This window comes from Aeromicrobium halocynthiae, assembly GCF_039531385.1.
GTDB classification, from domain to species: domain Bacteria; phylum Actinomycetota; class Actinomycetes; order Propionibacteriales; family Nocardioidaceae; genus Aeromicrobium; species Aeromicrobium halocynthiae.
On record NZ_BAAAPY010000003.1, the window covers coordinates 118,237 to 134,981 of the forward strand.

Sequence of the window (16,745 nt, forward strand, 5' to 3'; positions counted from 1 at the left end):
GGTGCACGAGCCTCCTCGCTCGCCTCAGGAGCGGCGCACCACTCCGGGCCGGTCGATGAGGCGGGACAACACGACGGTCGTGTCGGTGTGGTCGACGTCGGGGACCTCGACGCGCACCAGCTCGAGCGCTCGCTCCAGGTCGGGCACGTCACGCGCGACGATGCGCAGGAGCGCGTCGGCCCGGCCGGTGACCGTGGCCGCCGAGTGCACCTCCGGCACGCGCGCGAACGCGGCCCGCAAGCGCTCCGGGGAGATCGTGCCGCGGCAGTGGACCTCGACGTACGCCTCGACCGACCACCCCATCGGATCGGGGTCGACGACTGCGGTGAACCCACGGATCACCCCGACCTCCATCAGACGGTCGACGCGACGCTTCACCGCTGGCGCGGACAGGCCGACCCGTGCGCCGATCGCGGCGTAGGCGGCCCGCCCGTCCTGGCTGAGCAGGTCGATGATCGAGCGGTCGATGTCGTCCACGTCACCTCCACGCAATGAATCGACGCTGTTCGACGATGCACCTTCGATACTGCCACATCGACGCACACGATCGAGGGTCATCGCCGTCCATCGCGATCAGTACGATGGGATCGTTGCAGACTGCGCGATCACAGGAGGCCACCGCCACATGACGATCCTCGAGAATCCCACCGGCCCCCTGCCCCGGACCCGCCCCGTCATCGAGCCGGTCCGATCGGCTCGCACCCGGGCCTACGGCATGTGCACCCCGGAGCACTTCGAGGTGGCGTACGCGATCAATGCGTGGATGGACCCGAGCGTCCCGGTCGACCGCGCCCGAGCGATGCGCCAGTGGCAGGAGCTGCACCGCACGCACCTGGACCTCGGTCACCGCATCGAGCTCCTCGCGCCGCTGCCGGGACTGCCCGACATGGTCTTCGCGGCCAACGGCGCCGTCGTCGTGGGCGGCCGCGCCTACGGCGCCCGATTCCGCCACGACGAGCGTCGCCCCGAGGCGCAGGCGCACGCGGCCTGGCTCCGCGCACACGGCATCTCCGTGCACACCCCCGAGCACGTCAACGAGGGCGAGGGCGACTTCCTCGTCCTGCGCGACGTCATCCTCGCCGGGACCGGATTCCGCACCTCCGTGGCCGCGCACGAGGAGGCCGCACGAGTGCTGGGAAGGCGGGTCGTCTCGCTCGAGCTCGTCGACCCTCGCTTCTACCACCTCGACGTCGCCCTCGGCATCCTCGACGATGGCGGTGGCGACGCCCCCGCGGACATCGCCTACGTACCCGAGGCCTTCAGCGCGTCGAGTCGGGCCGTCCTCGACGATCTCTTCCCCGGAGCGCTGCACTGCAGCGTCGAGGACGCCCTCGCGTTCGGCCTCAACCTCGTCAGCGACGGTCGCAACGTCGTCCTGCCGAGCGCCGCGACCCGCCTCGCGCAGGAGATCGCGGCTCGCGGCTACACCCCCGTGCCCGTCGACCTCTCGGAGTTCGTCAAGGCCGGCGGCAGCGTCAAGTGCTGCACGATGGAGTGGCACGCCTGAGCGCGGTCACCGACGGTAGCGAGGCAGGTCGGCGCTCAGCTCGGCGAAGAGCCCGCCGTTCAGGGCGAACGCACGCTTGACCTCCCCGAGCGCCTCCTGGCGTCCGGCGGCGTCGAGCGGAAGCGCGTCGAGGCGGCGACGGTAGGCGTCCTTGTACGGCTTCGGCTTGTCGATCGCCTCGAAGCGGTAGAACTCGGCCCCGGGGCCGTCGCCCAGGCCGAACTCACGGCGCACGATCGCACCGATGGCCCGACCACCGGACAGGTCGCCGAGATAGCGCGTGTAGTGGTGGGCGACGAAGCGCACCGGGTGGTCGTGGCACGTCTGCAGGCGCGCCACGTAGGCGTCCGTGGCCGGTGAGTTCGCGTCACCGGCACCCCAGTGGGCGAGGTCGGCGTCGATGGCGTCGAGCCGCTCGAGGTCCGCGTCGAGCACCGTCGCGACGACCGGGTCGCCGCCGAGGGCACGACCCGCCTGCTCCAACGCCTCATATACACGGCGCAACCGCGCCAGGTAGTCCGCGTAACCGCGCTCGTTCACCCGGCCCGCGAGCAGCTCGCCGATGAAGCTCGACCCCTCCGCCGCCGTGTGCTCGGCCGCGGAGCCGTCCTTGAGCAGCTTCGCCAGGCTCGGGGCCCGGTCGTTCGCGATCGTCATGTCGTCATCCTTCTCGTGGGGGTGGGGGTGAGGTGGCGCTGAGCCGCGGGACCACCGCGAGGCGGTCCCCGAGCGCGTGCACGTCGACCGGCAGGCCGTAGGTGCGTTCGATCCGTTCGGGCGTGAGGACGTCGGCGGGCGATCCGTGTGCGGCGACGCGCCCGTCGTCGACGATCACCAGGAGGTCGGCGTAGGCCGAGGCGAGCGTGAGGTCGTGCGCCACGACGACGACGCACCGGCCGGATCGGGCGAGCCTCCTCGCCACACCGAGGACCTCCTCGGTGTGGCGCAGGTCGAGAGCGGCGGTGGGCTCGTCGAGCAGGACGATCTCCGTGTCCTGCGCGAGCACGCGGGCGAGGGAGACCCGTGCCTTCTCACCACCGGACAGGCTCCGGTACGAGCGGTCGGCGAGGTGGAGCACGTCGGTACGCCGGAGCGCGTCGTGGACCACGGCCTCGTCGGCCGCGAGGTCGGCCTCGTCGGTCCACGGGTAACGGCCCATGGCGACGACCTCCCGGACGGTGAAGCCGAAGGTCACCTCCTGCTCCTGGGTCAGGACCGCTCGCCGACGGGCGAGCTGCGGGCCGACCCATTGCGCGAGCTCGGCGCCGTCGAGCGTGACCGACCCGCTGCTGACCCGTCGGTCCCCGGCCAGGACGCCGAGGAGCGTCGACTTGCCCGCCCCGTTCGGGCCGACGACGACCGTCACCGACCCCCACGGGAGGTCGAGGTCGACGTCGCGCAGCACCGTCCGGCCACCGAGCTCGCAGCCGACACCGCGCAGCACCATCGCGATGCCCGCGCTCATGCCCATCCTCCGGCTCGGGACCGGGCGCGGCGGACCAGGTGGAGGAAGAACGGGCCACCCACGGCCGACGTCAGCAACCCGATGGGGAGGTCGGCGCCGGCGACGAGGGTCCGCGCGAGCACGTCGGCCCACACGAGCAGCACCGCCCCGGCGACCGCGCTGCCGAGGATCAGCGTCGTGTGGCTCGGGCCGAGCAGCATGCGCACGACGTGGGGCACGACCAGCCCGACGAAGGCCACGATCCCGACGAACGCCACGGCTGCACCGGTCAGCAGGGCGACGACGACGACGGAGGCGATCCGCAGCCGCTCCACACGGACGCCCAGGTGGGCGGCGGACCGCTCCCCCAGCGCGAGGAGGTCGTACTGGCGTGCGGCGAGGACCGCGAAGGTCGCACCACCGACGACCACGACCGCGACGATCAGGACCTCGGGCCAGCGTGAGCCGTTCATCGACCCGAGCTGCCAGAAGACGATCTGCTCGCGGGAGGCGGTGTCACCGGCGAACAGCACGAGGGCCAGTCCGGCTCCGGCGAACGCGTTGACGGCGATGCCCGTCAGCAGCAGCGTCACGACCTCCGTCCGGCCCTCGCGGCGCGCGGTCGTGTACACGAACAGCGTCGCGACCAGACCGCCGACGAACGCCATCACGGCCACCGCCCAGCCCCCGGCGAACGTCAGGCCCGCCGCGATCGCGATCGCCGCGCCGAGGGCCGCGCCTGCCGAGACGCCCACGACACCCGGCTCGGCGAGCGGGTTCCCGAAGACGGCCTGCATGACCGCCCCCGCCACCGCGAGGGCGCCGCCGACCACGACGCACATCGCGATGCGAGGGAACCGGATGAACCACAGGGCGTCGCCGAGCAGCGGCTCGGGACGCCACGCGGTCGCGATGCCGACCCGGTCGAGGATGCTGCCCAGGACGGCGGCCGGCGTGACGTCCAGCTGCCCGACCGTCGCGGCCACCAGCACGCCGAGCACCAGGAATCCGGCCATCACGACGATCGTGGGCGCGGGCGACCGTCGGCGACGCGGGGTCGTGGCTGCGCTCCTCGTGAGGGTCGTCATCGCCACCGCCTGCTCACCGGTCCGGCGCGTAGACGGCGCGGGCCAGGGCGTCGAGGACGTCGGCCGAGCGCGGCCCGAACGAGAGGACGTCCCCGTCGGCCATGTCGACGAAGCGACGGTTCTTCCCGGCCGACGTCAGCGCGAGCACGGGCTTGTCCTGCAGCAGCTGCTCGATGCCGCCGACCGACTCGAGTCCGGACGTCATCACGAGGACGAGGTCCGGGTCCGCCGCCACGACGGCCTCGTCGGTCAACGGCTGGACGTCGCGCCAGCCGAGCTCGCCGGCCACGTCGACCCCGCCCAGCGTGCGGATCAGGTCGTCGGCGCCGGAGTCCTCCCCGAGCAGGTAGTAGACACCGGCGGATCCGCGCAGGTACAGGAAGACCATGCGCAGCCGGTCGTCCTCGTCGTCGGGCGCCAGGCGCTCGACGTCCGTGCCGACATCGGCCACCTGCTGCTCGATCCGCTCGGCGAGAGCCTGCCCCTCGGCCGGCACGCCGAGCACCTGCCCCATGTCGCGGGCGAGCCTCGACGCCCCCTCGAACGATGACTCCCGCTCGAGGAAGACCACCTGGACGCCCGCGTCTCGCAGCTGCTGGACGACGTCGCGCGGACCGACCGAGCCGTCCGTGACCACCAACGTCGGCCGGGCGCGCAGGATCGACTCCGCGTTCAGGGAGTGGCCGTCGTTCGTGACGACGGGCAGGTCCTCGCTGCCGGCGAAGGTGGTGGCACCGTCCCTGCCGACGAGCAGGCCGTCGAGACCGAGTCCCCACACCGTGGCGGCAAGGCTCCCCGAGAGGTCCAGGGCGAGCACCCGGTCGGTGTCGGTGATCGTCACGTCGCGCGGACCGGACCGGTCGTACGACGTCACCGTCACCGGGAGGGTCTGGTCGGGCGCCTCGGCGACGGGCTCGATCGCGCGGTCTGCGAGCACGGCGGTGCTGGGTCCCTCGTGCGCCGCGGGGTCGACCAGCGGCTCCACCTCGCTCAGGGGGACCCGGTCGGGCGTCCCCGCCCGGCCGTCGCCGGAGGACGCCGCGGGCGCCGCACACCCGGCGAGGACGAGCAGCGCGAGCAGGGCGAGGGCGACCCTCCTCACGTCGCGGCCCCTCGACGACGACCGGCCCAGAGACCGGCGGCGAAGGTCAGCACCAGCGCGGCAGCACCGGCACCCCACCACAGCGCCGAGGGACCGGAGGTGGCGCCTACCGACGCGGTTCGCGGCTGCGCGTCACCGGCGGCCTCGTCGAGCGGCGCAGCCGTCGCGCCGCAGTCGGCCGCCGTGGCCGTCAGGTCCACGGGATCCAGGACCGTGCCCGCCTCGTAGGAGTCGAAGACGCCGTGTCCCTGCTCGGTCAGCGTGGCCGGCACGTCCTCCAAGCGGAGCGCCGAGGCGTCCGATCTCGTCGCGGCCGCGAGGTCGAGGTCGGCGAACGGGACCCTCGTCGTGGTCCGCGTGGAGGTGTCCCCCGCCTCCGCGGCCGCGCGGTCACCGGAGGTCACGTCGAGCATCAGCACCGCGGAGTCCGCGTCGCTGAAGCGCACGACGGGGTTGGCCAGCGTGACGGCCAACGCCCCGCCGTGACCGGTGAACCGCAGAGCGCCGTCGAACTCGACGTCGCCCTGCGTCCCGTCCTCCGACAGGGACCCCGCGCCCGCCTCGAACCGGAACTCCGGCGTCTCGTAGGACGCGGCACCCTCGGTGCTCCAGTCGCCGTTCGCGATGCTGCCCGACACGTAGGCGCGGAAGGACTCCTTCACGCCCCACGTGAGCGTCGCGTCCTCGACCAGGCACGGTCCGACCTCGTCGTCCTCGACGACCGTGAAGGACACCCCGCGCGTCACGCTGCCCTGGAAGGTGAGCGTGTGCTCGCCTGGTTCGAGGTCCCCAGGCAGGTTGCCGGTCCACTCGACGCGACCGTCCTCGTCGGCGGAGGCGTCGCGCGCCAGGACCACGGGGCTCGAGTAGACGACCACCGCGATGCCCTGCTCCCCCGGCTGGAAGCCGTCGGCCGAGGCGGTGATGCGGTCACCGGCACGGATGCCGTCCGGGTCGTCCACGTCGATCGTCGCGCCGGTGCGCGACGGTGGTGTCGCAGGCGGCTGGAAGTCCTCACTCGAGGACAGCGACGACGTCGCGACCGTCCGCGCCGCCGCCGACGACCGCGGCGAGTCCGCGCCGACGGTGAAGGTGACCGGGTCGAGCGCACGACCGGCCGCGTAGAAGCCTTGGAACGCCGACGCACCCTCGGCGGTCAGGCGTGCCGGCGCACCGCGGTACGTCGTGCTGCCCCCGGACCGTGTGCGGGCCGCGGCGGAGAGGTCGAGCGTCGCGAAGCCGCGCCGCACGCCGTCGACCTCGATCGTCAGCAGCCCGCGGCCGCCACCCTGGACGACCACGCTCGGGTCGGCGAGGGTGAGCGAGAGCGCCCCGGAGTGCCCGGAGAAGCGCACCGAGCCCGCGTATCCGGTGGTTCCGCGCGCGTCGGCACCACGGGCGTCGCTGCTGCGCTGCGGGAACCGGTAGGCCCCGCCCAAGGCCGTCGCGCCACCGGCCACGCTGACCGAGCCACGAGCGATCGGACCGGTCACGTAGGAACGGAAGTCCGCCGCCACTCCCCAGGTCAGGGAGCCGGACGTCCTCGACGATGCGCCGCCGCCCCCACCAGGCCCCGTGCCGGGCATCGGTGGTGCGCCCGGGGACACCGGGTCGGTCGGGGCCGGCTGGCCGCCGCCGGTGCCCGTACCACCGCGCAGGAGGGCGACGTCGAGGGTCAGGCGCTTCTCGACGGTCTGGGACGGGTCGGCGACGGCCTGACCGTGGGCCTTCAGGGTGTAGAGGCTGTAGCTGCGGTCGGTCCGCAGGGTCGCGATCTCCGCCGCGTCCAGGGTGATCCGCCGTGTGAACGTCCCACCGGCACCCATCTGCGTGTGCGGCACGAAGACGGTGCCGCGGTAGGCGGTCGCGTCGGTGGGGTCGGCGCCGCCGGACTCGGCGATGCCCACGTAGATGCCCGGGCTGGTCGTGGCGTAGCCAGCACCACGCACGTCGACGGCGAGCCGGCCGCGGACCTGCTCGACGATCGTGACGTCGAGGCGCGGACCGGTCGGCTCCGGATCGGGGTCGGGCTCGGGCTCGGGCTCGGGCTCGGTGAACGTGATCGGGGTCGCCGTCTCGTACGCCGGCGCCACCGCACCGGAGCCGGCGTAGGTGTAGATCCCGTACTCCGTCAAGGACGCGCCCGCACCCTCGTCCAACGCCGCCTTGTCCACCACCAGCTCCGCGGTGAACGACCCGTCCGGACGCAGCTCGATCGCCCCCGCACCCGGTCCACCGATCCGGCCCATGTCCTCGGCAAGAACCGCCCACTTCTGCGAACCGACCTTGCGCGACGACGACGGCGCACCCTGCGACGGCCGCCACGACGACGCGAACTTGCCCACCACCACGTAGACACCACCAGGACGACCCGCCAACGGCGGCCGCGTCCCCGTCGCCGCCCCAGGATCGAACCCACGACCCGTCACCGTCACCGACTGCACACCCTCGACCGAGAACTCCGACACCGAGACCTCCACCGAGGGTCCCTGCGGTGCGGCAGCGGCGGCGCTCACGCCGGCCGGACCGAGGAGGCTCGCGGGCAGCAGCACGGCCAGGGCGAGAGCGAGCAGCATCCTCGCGCTCGAGGTCGGGGACGAGGGAGCGGACCGCTCGGGGGCGCGATCGAACATGACAGACCATTCCTTAGGGTAGGGTTACCTCACCAAGGCAAGGCGTGCCTAACTTAAAGCATCCTGAGGAGCACTGTCACCCCTCCCCGTCCGAAGGATGGACGAGGACGGGACACCGCTTCGCTCGCAGCGACGGGACAGCGTGCGTCAGCGGCGCGCGGTGAGGATGCGCGGACCCTCCTCGGTCCACGTGACCGAGTGCTCGCAGTGCGCCGCCCACGAACCGTCGGCCGTCACGACCGTCCACTCGTCGTCGAGGGTGCGGTTGCGCGACGTGCCCAGCGTGACCATGGGCTCGATCGCGAGGACCAGCCCCGGGACGATGCGCGGACCCCGGCCCGCGCGTCCGGTGTTGGGCACGTCGGGCGCCTGGTGCATGGCCGACCCGATGCCGTGTCCGGTGAAGCCGTCGGTCAGGGCGTAGGACCCCGCCGACCGGACGCTCGCCTCGATGGCGGCGCTGATGTCACCGACCCGGCCGCCGAGCCGTCCGGCGGCGATCCCTGCCGCGAGCGCACTCTCGGTGACCTCGACCAGGCGCGCCACCTCCTCGGAGACCTCCCCCACGCCGACGGTGATGGCAGCATCGCCGTGCCACCCGTCGACGACCGCGCCGCAGTCGATCGAGATCAGGTCGCCCTCGCGCAGCACGCGCGAGCCCGGGATCCCGTGCACCACCTCGTCGTTGACCGACGTGCAGACCACTGCGGGGAAGCCGGGGACCCCCGGCTCGGCACCGTAGCCGAGGAAGTTGGAGGTCGCACCGTGCGCTGTGATCACCTCGCGCGCCAGGGCGTCGAGGTCCCCCGTCGTCACACCCGGGGCGACGACCTCACGCATCGCCTCCAGCGCCTCCGCCACGACGGCACCGGCGTGCGCCATGACCTCGATCTGCTCCGTGGTCTTCAGCTCGATGCCACGACCGAACACCGTGGGCGTCGCTCAGGCGTCGAGGGCGGCGTCGATGCGCGACGCGACCTCGTCGATCTCGCCGAGGCCGTCGACCTCACGCACGAGACCACGCTCGGAGTACACGCGCAGCAAGGGCGCCGTCTCCTTCACGTAGACCTCCTGGCGGTGACGGATGACGTCCTCGGTGTCGTCGGAGCGGCCACTGGACTCCGCCCGCTTGAGCAGGCGCGCCACGACCTCGTCGGTGTCGACCACGAGAGCGACCACGCCGTCGAGCGAGACGCCCAGGTCCGCGAGGATCCCGTCGAGCGTCTCGACCTGGTCGAGCGTGCGCGGGTACCCGTCGAGGATGAAGCCCTCGCGCGCGTCGGGCTGGCCGAGGCGGTCACGCACCATGGCGTTGGTGACCTCGTCGGGGACGTACTCACCGGCATCCATGTACCGCTGCGCCCTCTGCCCGAGCTCGGTCTGCGCCGAGACGTTCTCGCGGAAGATGTCGCCGGTGGAGATGTGCACGGCACCGAGCCGCTCCGCCAGGCCCACGGCCTGCGTGCCCTTGCCCGCTCCGGGCGGACCCATGATCAACAAACGGCTCATCGCAGGAATCCTTCGTAGTTGCGCTGCTGCAGCTGGCTCTCGATCTGCTGCACGGTGTTCAGGCCGACGCCGACGATGATGAGGATCGACGTACCACCGAAGGGGAAGTTCTGGCTCGCGCCGAGCAGCGCGACCGCCGCCATCGGGATCAGCGCCACGACGCCGAGGTAGACCGCACCCGGCGCGGTGATGCGGCTCAGCACGTACGCGAGGTAGTCCTGCGTGGGACGGCCGGCCCTGATGCCCGGGATGAAGCCGCCGTACTTCTTCATGTTGTCGGCGACCTCCTCGGGGTTGAACGTGATCGAGACGTAGAAGTACGTGAAGAACACGATCAGCGCGAAGTACGTGATCATGTAGTACGGGTGGTCTCCACGCACGAAGTGGTCGTTGATCCACGCCGCGTAGCGGCTCGACGGCTCGAACTGAGCGTAGAGGGCCGGCAGGTACAGCAGGCTCGAGGCGAAGATGACCGGGATGATGCCGGCCTGGTTGACCTTGAGCGGGATGTAGGTCGAGGAACCGCCGAACATGCGACGGCCCACCATCCGCTTGGCGTACTGGACGGGAATCCGTCGCTGGGCCTGCTCCATGAAGATGACGGCCGCGACGATGACCAGGCCGACGGCGATGACCACCGAGAAGGTCGTGAGGCCGTTGACCTGGCGCACGCCCCAGAGAGCGCCGGGGAAGGTGGCGACGACCTGCGTGAAGATCAGGATGGACATGCCGTTGCCGACGCCGCGGTCGGTGATGAGCTCGCCCATCCACATGATGACGGCGGTGCCGGCGACCATGACGAGGACGATGAGCAGGAAGGCCGGGATGCTGTCCATGTAGTACAGCAGGTCGAGGTTGCACGCCCCGCCGAAGAGGTTGCCCGAGCGCGCCAGGGCGACGATGCCCGTGGCCTGCAGCACCGCGAGACCGAGGGTCAGGTACCGGGTGTACTGCGTGATCTTGGCCTGGCCCTGCTGGCCCTCCTTCTTGAGGGCCTCGAGGCGAGGGATCACCACGACGAGAAGCTGCAAGATGATGCTGGCGGTGATGTACGGCATGATGCCGAGCGCGAAGACCGTGAGCTGCAGCAGGGCGCCGCCGGAGAAGAGGTTGATCAGCGCGAACAGGCTGCTGTTCTCGCCCTGCGCGGCAGCGTCGACGCACGTCTGCACGTTCGGGACGTTGATGCCCGGGGCCGGCAGCGTCGAGCCCAACCGGAACAGCACCAGGATGCCCAGCACGAACAGGATCTTGCGTCGCAGGTCAGGCGTCCTGAACGCGTTCACGAAGGCGCTGAGCACCGGTTTCCTCCTCGATCGTGGGGCCGGGCGAAGCCCCCGCGACTCTAACAGTCGGACCTACGAGCGATGCCGTCGGCAACGGCGGTGCGGGTCCGTTCGGACATCGGCCCTCACGACGACGACGACGAGGCATCACGGGGATGCCTCGTCGTCGTGTCGATCAGCCGATGCTCACAGCTCGGTGACGCTTCCGCCGGCTGCCTCGATCTTGCTGCGGGCCGAACCGGAGAACTTGTGCGCGGTGACCTGCACCGCGACGTCCAGCTCGCCGGTGCCGAGCACCTTGACCAGCTGGCCCTTGCGGACCGCGCCGGCAGCGACGAGCGCGTCGACGTCGACCGTGCCGCCCTCGGGGAACAGCGCGCCGAGACGCTCGACGTTGACGACCTGGTACTCCTCGCGGAACGGGTTCGTGAACCCCTTCAGCTTCGGCAGTCGCATGTGGATGGGGATCTGCCCACCCTCGAAGCCGGCGGGCACCTGGTAGCGGGCCTTGGTGCCCTTGGTGCCGCGACCGGCGGTCTTGCCCTTGGAGCCCTCACCGCGACCCACACGGGTCTTGGCGGTCTTGGCTCCGGGAGCAGGGCGCAGGTGATGAAGCTTCAGCGCCATGTCAGTCCACCTCCTTGACGTCCACGAGGTGCGGGATGGTCTCGACCATGCCACGGATCTCCGGACGATCGTCCTTGACGACGACGTCGCCGATGCGCTTCAGACCCAGCGAACGCAGGGTGTGGCGCTGGTTCTGCGCCCGGCCGATGGCCGAGCGGATCTGGGTGACCTCGAGCTTGGCCATCATGCACCCACCCCTGCGGCGTCGGCCTTCTCGGCCTTGGCCTCCTCGACACCCAGTGCCGCGGACTTGAGCAGGGCGGCGGGAGCCACCTCCTCGACGGCGAGGCCGCGGCGAGCCGCGACAGCCTCGGGGGACTCCAGCAGCTTGAGCGCCTCGACCGTCGCGTGGACGATGTTGATCGCGTTGGACGAGCCGAGCGACTTGCTCAGCACGTCGTGGACACCGGCGGCCTCGAGCACCGCGCGCACCGGACCACCGGCGATGACGCCGGTACCGGGCGAGGCGGGACGCAGGAAGACCACGCCGGCCGCCTTCTCCCCCGTGACGGGGTGCGGGATGGTGCCCTGGATGCGCGGGACGCGGAAGAAGTTCTTCTTCGCCTCCTCGACACCCTTGGAGATCGCCGTGGGGACCTCCTTGGCCTTGCCGTAGCCGACGCCGACCTGTCCGTCGCCGTCACCGACGATCACCAGGGCGGTGAAGCTGAAGCGACGTCCACCCTTGACGACCTTGGCGACACGGTTGATCGTGACGACCTTCTCGATGTAGTTGCTCTTGTCGCCGCCGCGGTCTCCGCGGCCTCCGCGACGGTCGCCGCCTCCGCGGCGCTGCTGGGCGCTCATGCGGCACTCCCGTTCTCGTTGACGTTGTTGATCATCAGAACTCCAGTCCACCCTCGCGGGCGCCGTCGGCCAGGGCCGCGACACGTCCGGCGTAGCGGTTGCCGGCGCGGTCGAAGACGACCGCGGAGATGCCGGCGCCCTTGGCGCGGTCCGCCACGAGCTCGCCCACCTTGCGGGCCTTGGCGGTCTTGTCGCCCTCCAGCGTGCGCAGGTCCGCCTCCAGGGTGGAGGCCGACGCCAGCGTGTGCCCCTGCAGGTCGTCGACGACCTGGGCCACGATGTGCTTGCTGGAGCGGGTGACGACCAGCCGCGGCCGCTCGGCGGTGCCGTGCAGCTTCTTGCGGCCACGGATCTGGCGACGCGCACGCGAGGTGGCGCGGTCCGAACGGCCCTTGACCTGCTTGATCGAGATGGCCATCACTTACCAGCCTTTCCAGCCTTGCGCAGGACGCGCTCGTCGGCGTAGCGCACACCCTTGCCCTTGTAGGGCTCGGGCTTGCGGATCTTGCGGATGTTCGCCGCGACCTCGCCGACGGCCTGCTTGTCGATGCCGGCGACCGTCAGCTTGGTCGGGGACTCCACCGTGAAGGTGATGCCCTCGGGAGCCTCGAACGGGACCGGGTGGCTGAACCCGAGGTTCAGCTCGATCGCCTGAGGACCCTTGGCGAGGACGCGGTAGCCGACGCCGACGATCTCGAGCTTCTTCTCATAGCCCTCGGTGACACCGATGACCATGTTGTTGATGAGCGTGCGGCTCAGCCCGTGCAGGGCCTTGCTCTTGCGCTCCTCGTTGGGACGGTTGACCTCGAGGCTGCCGTCCTCGCCCTTCGCGACCGTGATCGGTGCGGCGACGGTGTGGGACAGCTGGCCCTTGGGGCCCTTGACGCGGACGTCCTGGCCTTCGATGGTGACCTCGACACCGCTGGGGACGGCGACGGGCAGCTTGCCGATGCGCGACATGTTCGTCTCCTCTCTCACCAGACGTAGGCGAGGACTTCCCCGCCGACGTTCTTGGTCGTGGCCTGACGGTCCGTGAGAAGACCCTGGCTGGTGGAGATGATGGCGACACCGAGTCCGCCGAGCACCTTGGGCAGGTTGGTGGACTTGGCGTAGACGCGCAGTCCGGGCTTGCTGATGCGGCGGATGCCGGCGATGGAGCGCTCGCGCTGCGGCCCGTACTTCAGGGTCACGCGCAGGCTCTTGCCGACCTCGCCCTCACCGGGCTCGAGCACCTCGTAGTCGGTGATGAAGCCCTCCTGCTTCAGCAGGGCGACGACGCCCTCCTTCAGCTTGGAGTAGGGCGCCACGATCTCGTCGTGGAAGGCCTGGTTGCCGTTGCGGATCCGCGTGAGCAGATCCGCGATCGGATCGGTCATGGTCATGAGGGGTGTATCCGTTCTCGCTGCGGTTTCCGTCTCGTCCCGGCCGTGGTGGTCACGGACGCCGGTGGGAGGGGACCTGCTGCGTCAGGGGGTGGGTTACCAGCTGCTCTTGGTGATGCCGGGCAGCTCGCCGCGGTGCGCCATCTCGCGAAGGCAGATGCGGCACAGGCCGAACTTCTTGTAGACCGAGCGCGGACGTCCGCAACGCTGGCAGCGCGTGTAGCCACGCACCGCGAACTTCGGCTTGCGGGCGGCCTTGATCTTCAGACCGGTCTTCGCCATGTCAGTTCTCCTTGAAGGGGAAGCCGAGCTGCTTGAGCAGCGCGCGACCCTCGTCGTTGGTCGTGGCCGTGGTGACGACCGTGATGTCCATGCCGCGCGAGCGGTCGATCTTGTCCTGATCGATCTCGTGGAACATGACCTGCTCGGTCAGACCGAACGTGTAGTTGCCGCGGCCGTCGAACTGGCGGGGGCTGAGCCCTCGGAAGTCGCGGATGCGGGGCAGGGCCAGCGTCAGCAGGCGGTCCAGGAACTCCCACATGCGGTCGCCGCGCAGCGTGACGTGCGCGCCGATCGGCATGCCCTCGCGCAGCTTGAACTGCGCGATGGACTTGCGGGCCTTGGTGACCTGCGGCTTCTGGCCGGTGATGGCCGTGAGGTCGCGGATGGCGCCCTCGATCAGCTTGCCGTCACGAGCAGCCTCACCGACGCCCATGTTCACGACGATCTTGGTCAGGCCCGGGACCTGCATGACGTTGCCGTAGGCGAACTGGTCCTGCAGAGCAGGGACGATCTCCTCGCGGTACTTCGCCTTGAGGCGAGGTGCGGTGGCAGTCTCGGCCATGATCAGATCTCCTTCCCGGTCTTGCGGGCGAGGCGCACGCTGCGGTGCGCTGCGTAGGTGGACCCGTCGGAACGGGACTTGGTGACCTCGTCGCGGCGGTGTCCGACGCGGGTCGTGGTCTTGTCGCCATCGGCGTCGACGACCAGCATGACGTTGGAGACGTGCACCGCGGCCTCGCTGGTGATGATGCCGCCGGTGTTCGCTCCGCCGTCGGTGCCGGTGCGGGTGTGCCGCTTGACGCGGTTGACGCCCTCGACGATCACGCGCTCGCGGTCGGCCAGGACCTCGATGACCTTGCCCTCGACGCCCTTGTCGGCTCCGGCGATCACCTTGACCTGGTCACCCTTGCGGATCGACAGGGTCTTCTTCTCGTTCTGCTTCGTGTTCTTCTGGGCCATGGCTCAGAGCACCTCCGGTGCCAGCGAGATGATGCGCATGAACTTCTTGTCGCGCAGCTCGCGGCCGACGGGGCCGAAGATGCGGGTTCCGCGCGGGTCGCCGTCGGTCTTGAGGATGACGGCGGCGTTCTCGTCGAACTTGATGTACGAACCGTCCGGACGACGGCGCTCCTTGACGGTGCGCACCACCACGGCCTTGACGACGTCGCCCTTCTTGACGTTGCCGCCGGGGATGGCGTCCTTGACGGTGGCGACGATGGTGTCACCGATGCCGGCGTAGCGCCGACCGGAGCCGCCGAGCACACGGATGCAGAGGATCTCCTTCGCACCGGTGTTGTCGGCGACCTTGAGTCGCGACTCCTGCTGGATCATTGGTCTCTCACTTCGCCTTCTCGAGGATCTCCACGAGACGCCAACGCTTCGTGGCCGACAGCGGGCGCGTCTCGCTGATGAGGACACGGTCGCCGACGCCGGCAGCGTTCTGCTCGTCGTGGACCTTCAGCTTGGTGTTGCGACGCAGCACCTTGCCGTAGAGGCCGTGCTTGACGCGGTCCTCGACGGTCACGATGACCGTCTTGTCCATCTTGTCGCTCACGACCAGGCCCTCGCGGACCTTGCGCGTCGTACGCTCCACAGTCTCTTCCTTCTTCGTGTTCTCGCTCATGCGTCCACCTCGATGATCCCGAGCTCGCGCTCGCGCAGGACCGTGTAGATGCGCGCGATCTCGCGGCGCACGGTCTTCAGTCGGGCGGTGTTGTCCAGCTGGCCGGTGGCGTTCTGGAACCGCAGGTTGAACAGCTCTTCCTTGGCCTCACGGAGCTTCTCGGCCAACGCGTCGGCGTCGAGCTCGCGCAGGTCAGCAGCGGTCGTCTTCGACATCACATGCCTCCCTCGGTCTCGCGGCTGATGAAGCGGGCCTTCATCGGCAGCTTGTGGATGGCGCGGCGCATCGCCTCGCGGGCGACGTCCTCGGAGACGCCCGAGAGCTCGAACATCACCCGGCCGGGCTTGACGTTGGCGACCCACCACTCGGGCGAGCCCTTGCCCGAACCCATGCGGGTCTCGGCGGGCTTCTTGGTCAGCGGACGGTCCGGGTAGATGTTGATCCAGACCTTTCCGCCTCGCTTGATGTGACGGGTCATGGCGATACGAGCGGACTCGATCTGACGGTTGGTCACGTAGTGACCCTCCACCGCCTGGATGCCGAAGTCGCCGAAGGCGAGCTCCGTGCCGCCCTTGGCCATGCCGCGGCGCTTGGGGTGGTGCTGCTTGCGGTACTTGACCCTACGGGGGATCAACATCAGCTCTGCGCTCCTTCCGAGGCGGGCTGGGCCTGCGCCTGGTCCTGGGCGGGAGCGGCCGCAGCCGTCTCGCCCTGGGCGGGAGCCGCGGCGGCGTCGCCGTCACGGGCCGGACGGCGACCGCGCTGCGGACGCGAACGACCGGGAGCCGCGGCACGCTTGGCGGCCTCGGCCTCGCGCTCGGCACGCGTGCCAGCGACCTCGCCCTTGTAGATCCAGACCTTCACGCCGATGCGGCCGAAGGTCGTCTTGGCCTCGTAGAAGCCGTAGTCGACGTCCGCGCGAAGCGTGTGCAGGGGCACGCGACCCTCGCGGTAGAACTCCGAGCGGCTCATCTCGGCGCCGCCGAGACGACCGGAGCACTGGATGCGGATGCCCTTGGCGCCCGAACGCATCGTGGTCTGCATCGCCTTGCGCATGGCGCGACGGAACTGCACACGACCGCTGAGCTGCTCGGCCACGCCCTGCGCGACGAGCTGGGCGTCCATCTCCGGGGACTTGACCTCGAGGATGTTCAGCTGCACCTGCTTGCCGGTCAGCTTCTCCAGGTCACCGCGGATGCGATCGGCCTCGGCGCCGCGACGACCGATGACGATGCCCGGACGAGCGGTGTGGATGTCGACCCGGACGCGATCGCGCGTGCGCTCGATCTCGACCTTGCTGATGCCGGCACGGTCCATGCCGTGCGTCAGCATCTTGCGGATCTTGACGTCCTCACCGACGTAGCTGCTGTACAGCTTGTCGGCGTACCAACGGCTCTTGTGGTCGGTCGAGATGCCGAGTCGGAAGCCATGCGGGTTGATCTTCTGACCCATGC

General features: G+C 70.3%; 24 protein-coding genes. 1 reads left to right on the top strand and 23 read right to left on the bottom strand.

Annotated features, from left to right (window positions below; genetic code table 11):
- Positions 1–24 precede the first annotated feature (24 nt).
- Positions 25–477, bottom strand: a complete 453-nt coding sequence (locus tag ABD213_RS06100; RefSeq protein ID WP_344325906.1) for an Lrp/AsnC family transcriptional regulator — start codon at positions 475–477, stop codon at positions 25–27.
- Between the two features lie 148 nt (positions 478–625).
- Here ABD213_RS06100 and ddaH point away from each other — a divergent pair, with 148 nt between their 5' ends.
- Positions 626–1,507, top strand: coding sequence for a dimethylargininase (ddaH, locus tag ABD213_RS06105; protein WP_344325909.1), 882 nt, complete (start codon positions 626–628; stop codon positions 1,505–1,507).
- A 6-nt stretch (positions 1,508–1,513) separates the two neighbouring features.
- Here the strand turns inward: ddaH and ABD213_RS06110 are convergent, their stop codons facing one another.
- From ABD213_RS06110 to rpsC, 22 genes are all read right to left on the bottom strand, one after another.
- Positions 1,514–2,164 (bottom strand): biliverdin-producing heme oxygenase, encoded by a 651-nt coding sequence (locus tag ABD213_RS06110; RefSeq protein WP_344325912.1) that lies wholly within the window; start codon positions 2,162–2,164, stop codon positions 1,514–1,516.
- Positions 2,165–2,168: 4 nt separating this feature from the next.
- On the bottom strand, positions 2,169–2,972 hold the full coding sequence (locus tag ABD213_RS06115) for a heme ABC transporter ATP-binding protein (RefSeq protein ID WP_344325915.1): 804 nt from the start codon (positions 2,970–2,972) through the stop codon (positions 2,169–2,171).
- Positions 2,969–3,967: a FecCD family ABC transporter permease gene (locus ABD213_RS06120; RefSeq protein WP_344325918.1), complete on the bottom strand. Its 999-nt coding sequence runs from the start codon at positions 3,965–3,967 to the stop codon at positions 2,969–2,971. The genes ABD213_RS06115 and ABD213_RS06120 overlap by 4 nt, the downstream gene beginning before the upstream one ends.
- An 85-nt stretch (positions 3,968–4,052) precedes the next feature.
- A complete protein-coding gene (locus ABD213_RS06125) occupies positions 4,053–5,141 on the bottom strand; it encodes a heme/hemin ABC transporter substrate-binding protein (protein ID WP_344325921.1) in 1,089 nt (362 codons plus the stop codon).
- Positions 5,138–7,774 (bottom strand): HtaA domain-containing protein, encoded by a 2,637-nt coding sequence (locus tag ABD213_RS06130; RefSeq protein ID WP_344325924.1) that lies wholly within the window; start codon positions 7,772–7,774, stop codon positions 5,138–5,140. The genes ABD213_RS06125 and ABD213_RS06130 overlap by 4 nt, the downstream gene beginning before the upstream one ends.
- A gap of 147 nt (positions 7,775–7,921) precedes the next feature.
- Positions 7,922–8,704, bottom strand: coding sequence for a type I methionyl aminopeptidase (gene map, locus ABD213_RS06135; RefSeq protein WP_344325927.1), 783 nt, complete (start codon positions 8,702–8,704; stop codon positions 7,922–7,924).
- A 12-nt stretch (positions 8,705–8,716) separates the two neighbouring features.
- Positions 8,717–9,283: an adenylate kinase gene (locus ABD213_RS06140; RefSeq protein ID WP_344325930.1), complete on the bottom strand. Its 567-nt coding sequence runs from the start codon at positions 9,281–9,283 to the stop codon at positions 8,717–8,719.
- Positions 9,280–10,584: a preprotein translocase subunit SecY gene (gene secY / locus ABD213_RS06145; RefSeq protein WP_344325933.1), complete on the bottom strand. Its 1,305-nt coding sequence runs from the start codon at positions 10,582–10,584 to the stop codon at positions 9,280–9,282. Before secY ends, ABD213_RS06140 begins: the two co-directional genes overlap by 4 nt.
- Before the next feature lie 171 nt (positions 10,585–10,755).
- Entirely contained in the window at positions 10,756–11,196 is a 441-nt protein-coding gene (rplO, locus tag ABD213_RS06150) for a 50S ribosomal protein L15 (RefSeq protein ID WP_344325936.1), read from the bottom strand.
- Between the two features lies 1 nt (position 11,197).
- On the bottom strand, positions 11,198–11,380 hold the full coding sequence (gene rpmD, locus ABD213_RS06155) for a 50S ribosomal protein L30 (protein ID WP_344326288.1): 183 nt from the start codon (positions 11,378–11,380) through the stop codon (positions 11,198–11,200).
- Entirely contained in the window at positions 11,380–12,003 is a 624-nt protein-coding gene (gene rpsE / locus ABD213_RS06160) for a 30S ribosomal protein S5 (protein ID WP_344325939.1), read from the bottom strand. The genes rpmD and rpsE overlap by 1 nt, the downstream gene beginning before the upstream one ends.
- Positions 12,004–12,037: 34 nt before the next feature.
- Entirely contained in the window at positions 12,038–12,421 is a 384-nt protein-coding gene (gene rplR, locus ABD213_RS06165; RefSeq protein ID WP_344325942.1) for a 50S ribosomal protein L18, read from the bottom strand.
- On the bottom strand, positions 12,421–12,963 hold the full coding sequence (gene rplF, locus ABD213_RS06170) for a 50S ribosomal protein L6 (RefSeq protein ID WP_344325945.1): 543 nt from the start codon (positions 12,961–12,963) through the stop codon (positions 12,421–12,423). Before rplF ends, rplR begins: the two co-directional genes overlap by 1 nt.
- A 14-nt stretch (positions 12,964–12,977) precedes the next feature.
- Complete coding sequence (gene rpsH, locus ABD213_RS06175; protein ID WP_344325949.1) at positions 12,978–13,385, bottom strand: 30S ribosomal protein S8; 408 nt, start codon at positions 13,383–13,385, stop codon at positions 12,978–12,980.
- A gap of 96 nt (positions 13,386–13,481) precedes the next feature.
- On the bottom strand, positions 13,482–13,667 hold the full coding sequence (locus ABD213_RS06180) for a type Z 30S ribosomal protein S14 (RefSeq protein ID WP_344325953.1): 186 nt from the start codon (positions 13,665–13,667) through the stop codon (positions 13,482–13,484).
- A gap of 1 nt (position 13,668) precedes the next feature.
- Positions 13,669–14,229, bottom strand: a complete 561-nt coding sequence (gene rplE, locus ABD213_RS06185; protein ID WP_344325956.1) for a 50S ribosomal protein L5 — start codon at positions 14,227–14,229, stop codon at positions 13,669–13,671.
- A 2-nt stretch (positions 14,230–14,231) separates the two neighbouring features.
- Positions 14,232–14,627 (bottom strand): 50S ribosomal protein L24, encoded by a 396-nt coding sequence (gene rplX / locus ABD213_RS06190; RefSeq protein WP_344325959.1) that lies wholly within the window; start codon positions 14,625–14,627, stop codon positions 14,232–14,234.
- A 3-nt stretch (positions 14,628–14,630) separates the two neighbouring features.
- Entirely contained in the window at positions 14,631–14,999 is a 369-nt protein-coding gene (gene rplN, locus ABD213_RS06195) for a 50S ribosomal protein L14 (RefSeq protein WP_087624392.1), read from the bottom strand.
- Positions 15,000–15,006: 7 nt separating this feature from the next.
- Positions 15,007–15,291: a 30S ribosomal protein S17 gene (rpsQ, locus tag ABD213_RS06200; RefSeq protein ID WP_344325962.1), complete on the bottom strand. Its 285-nt coding sequence runs from the start codon at positions 15,289–15,291 to the stop codon at positions 15,007–15,009.
- Entirely contained in the window at positions 15,288–15,506 is a 219-nt protein-coding gene (gene rpmC, locus ABD213_RS06205; RefSeq protein WP_425546024.1) for a 50S ribosomal protein L29, read from the bottom strand. Before rpmC ends, rpsQ begins: the two co-directional genes overlap by 4 nt.
- The gene (gene rplP / locus ABD213_RS06210; RefSeq protein ID WP_344325968.1) at positions 15,506–15,928 is read right to left on the bottom strand and encodes a 50S ribosomal protein L16; all 423 of its coding nucleotides are present in this window, start codon (positions 15,926–15,928) and stop codon (positions 15,506–15,508) included. The genes rpmC and rplP overlap by 1 nt, the downstream gene beginning before the upstream one ends.
- Positions 15,928–16,743, bottom strand: a complete 816-nt coding sequence (gene rpsC, locus ABD213_RS06215; RefSeq protein WP_344325971.1) for a 30S ribosomal protein S3 — start codon at positions 16,741–16,743, stop codon at positions 15,928–15,930. The genes rplP and rpsC overlap by 1 nt, the downstream gene beginning before the upstream one ends.
- Between the last annotated feature and the right edge of the window lie 2 nt (positions 16,744–16,745).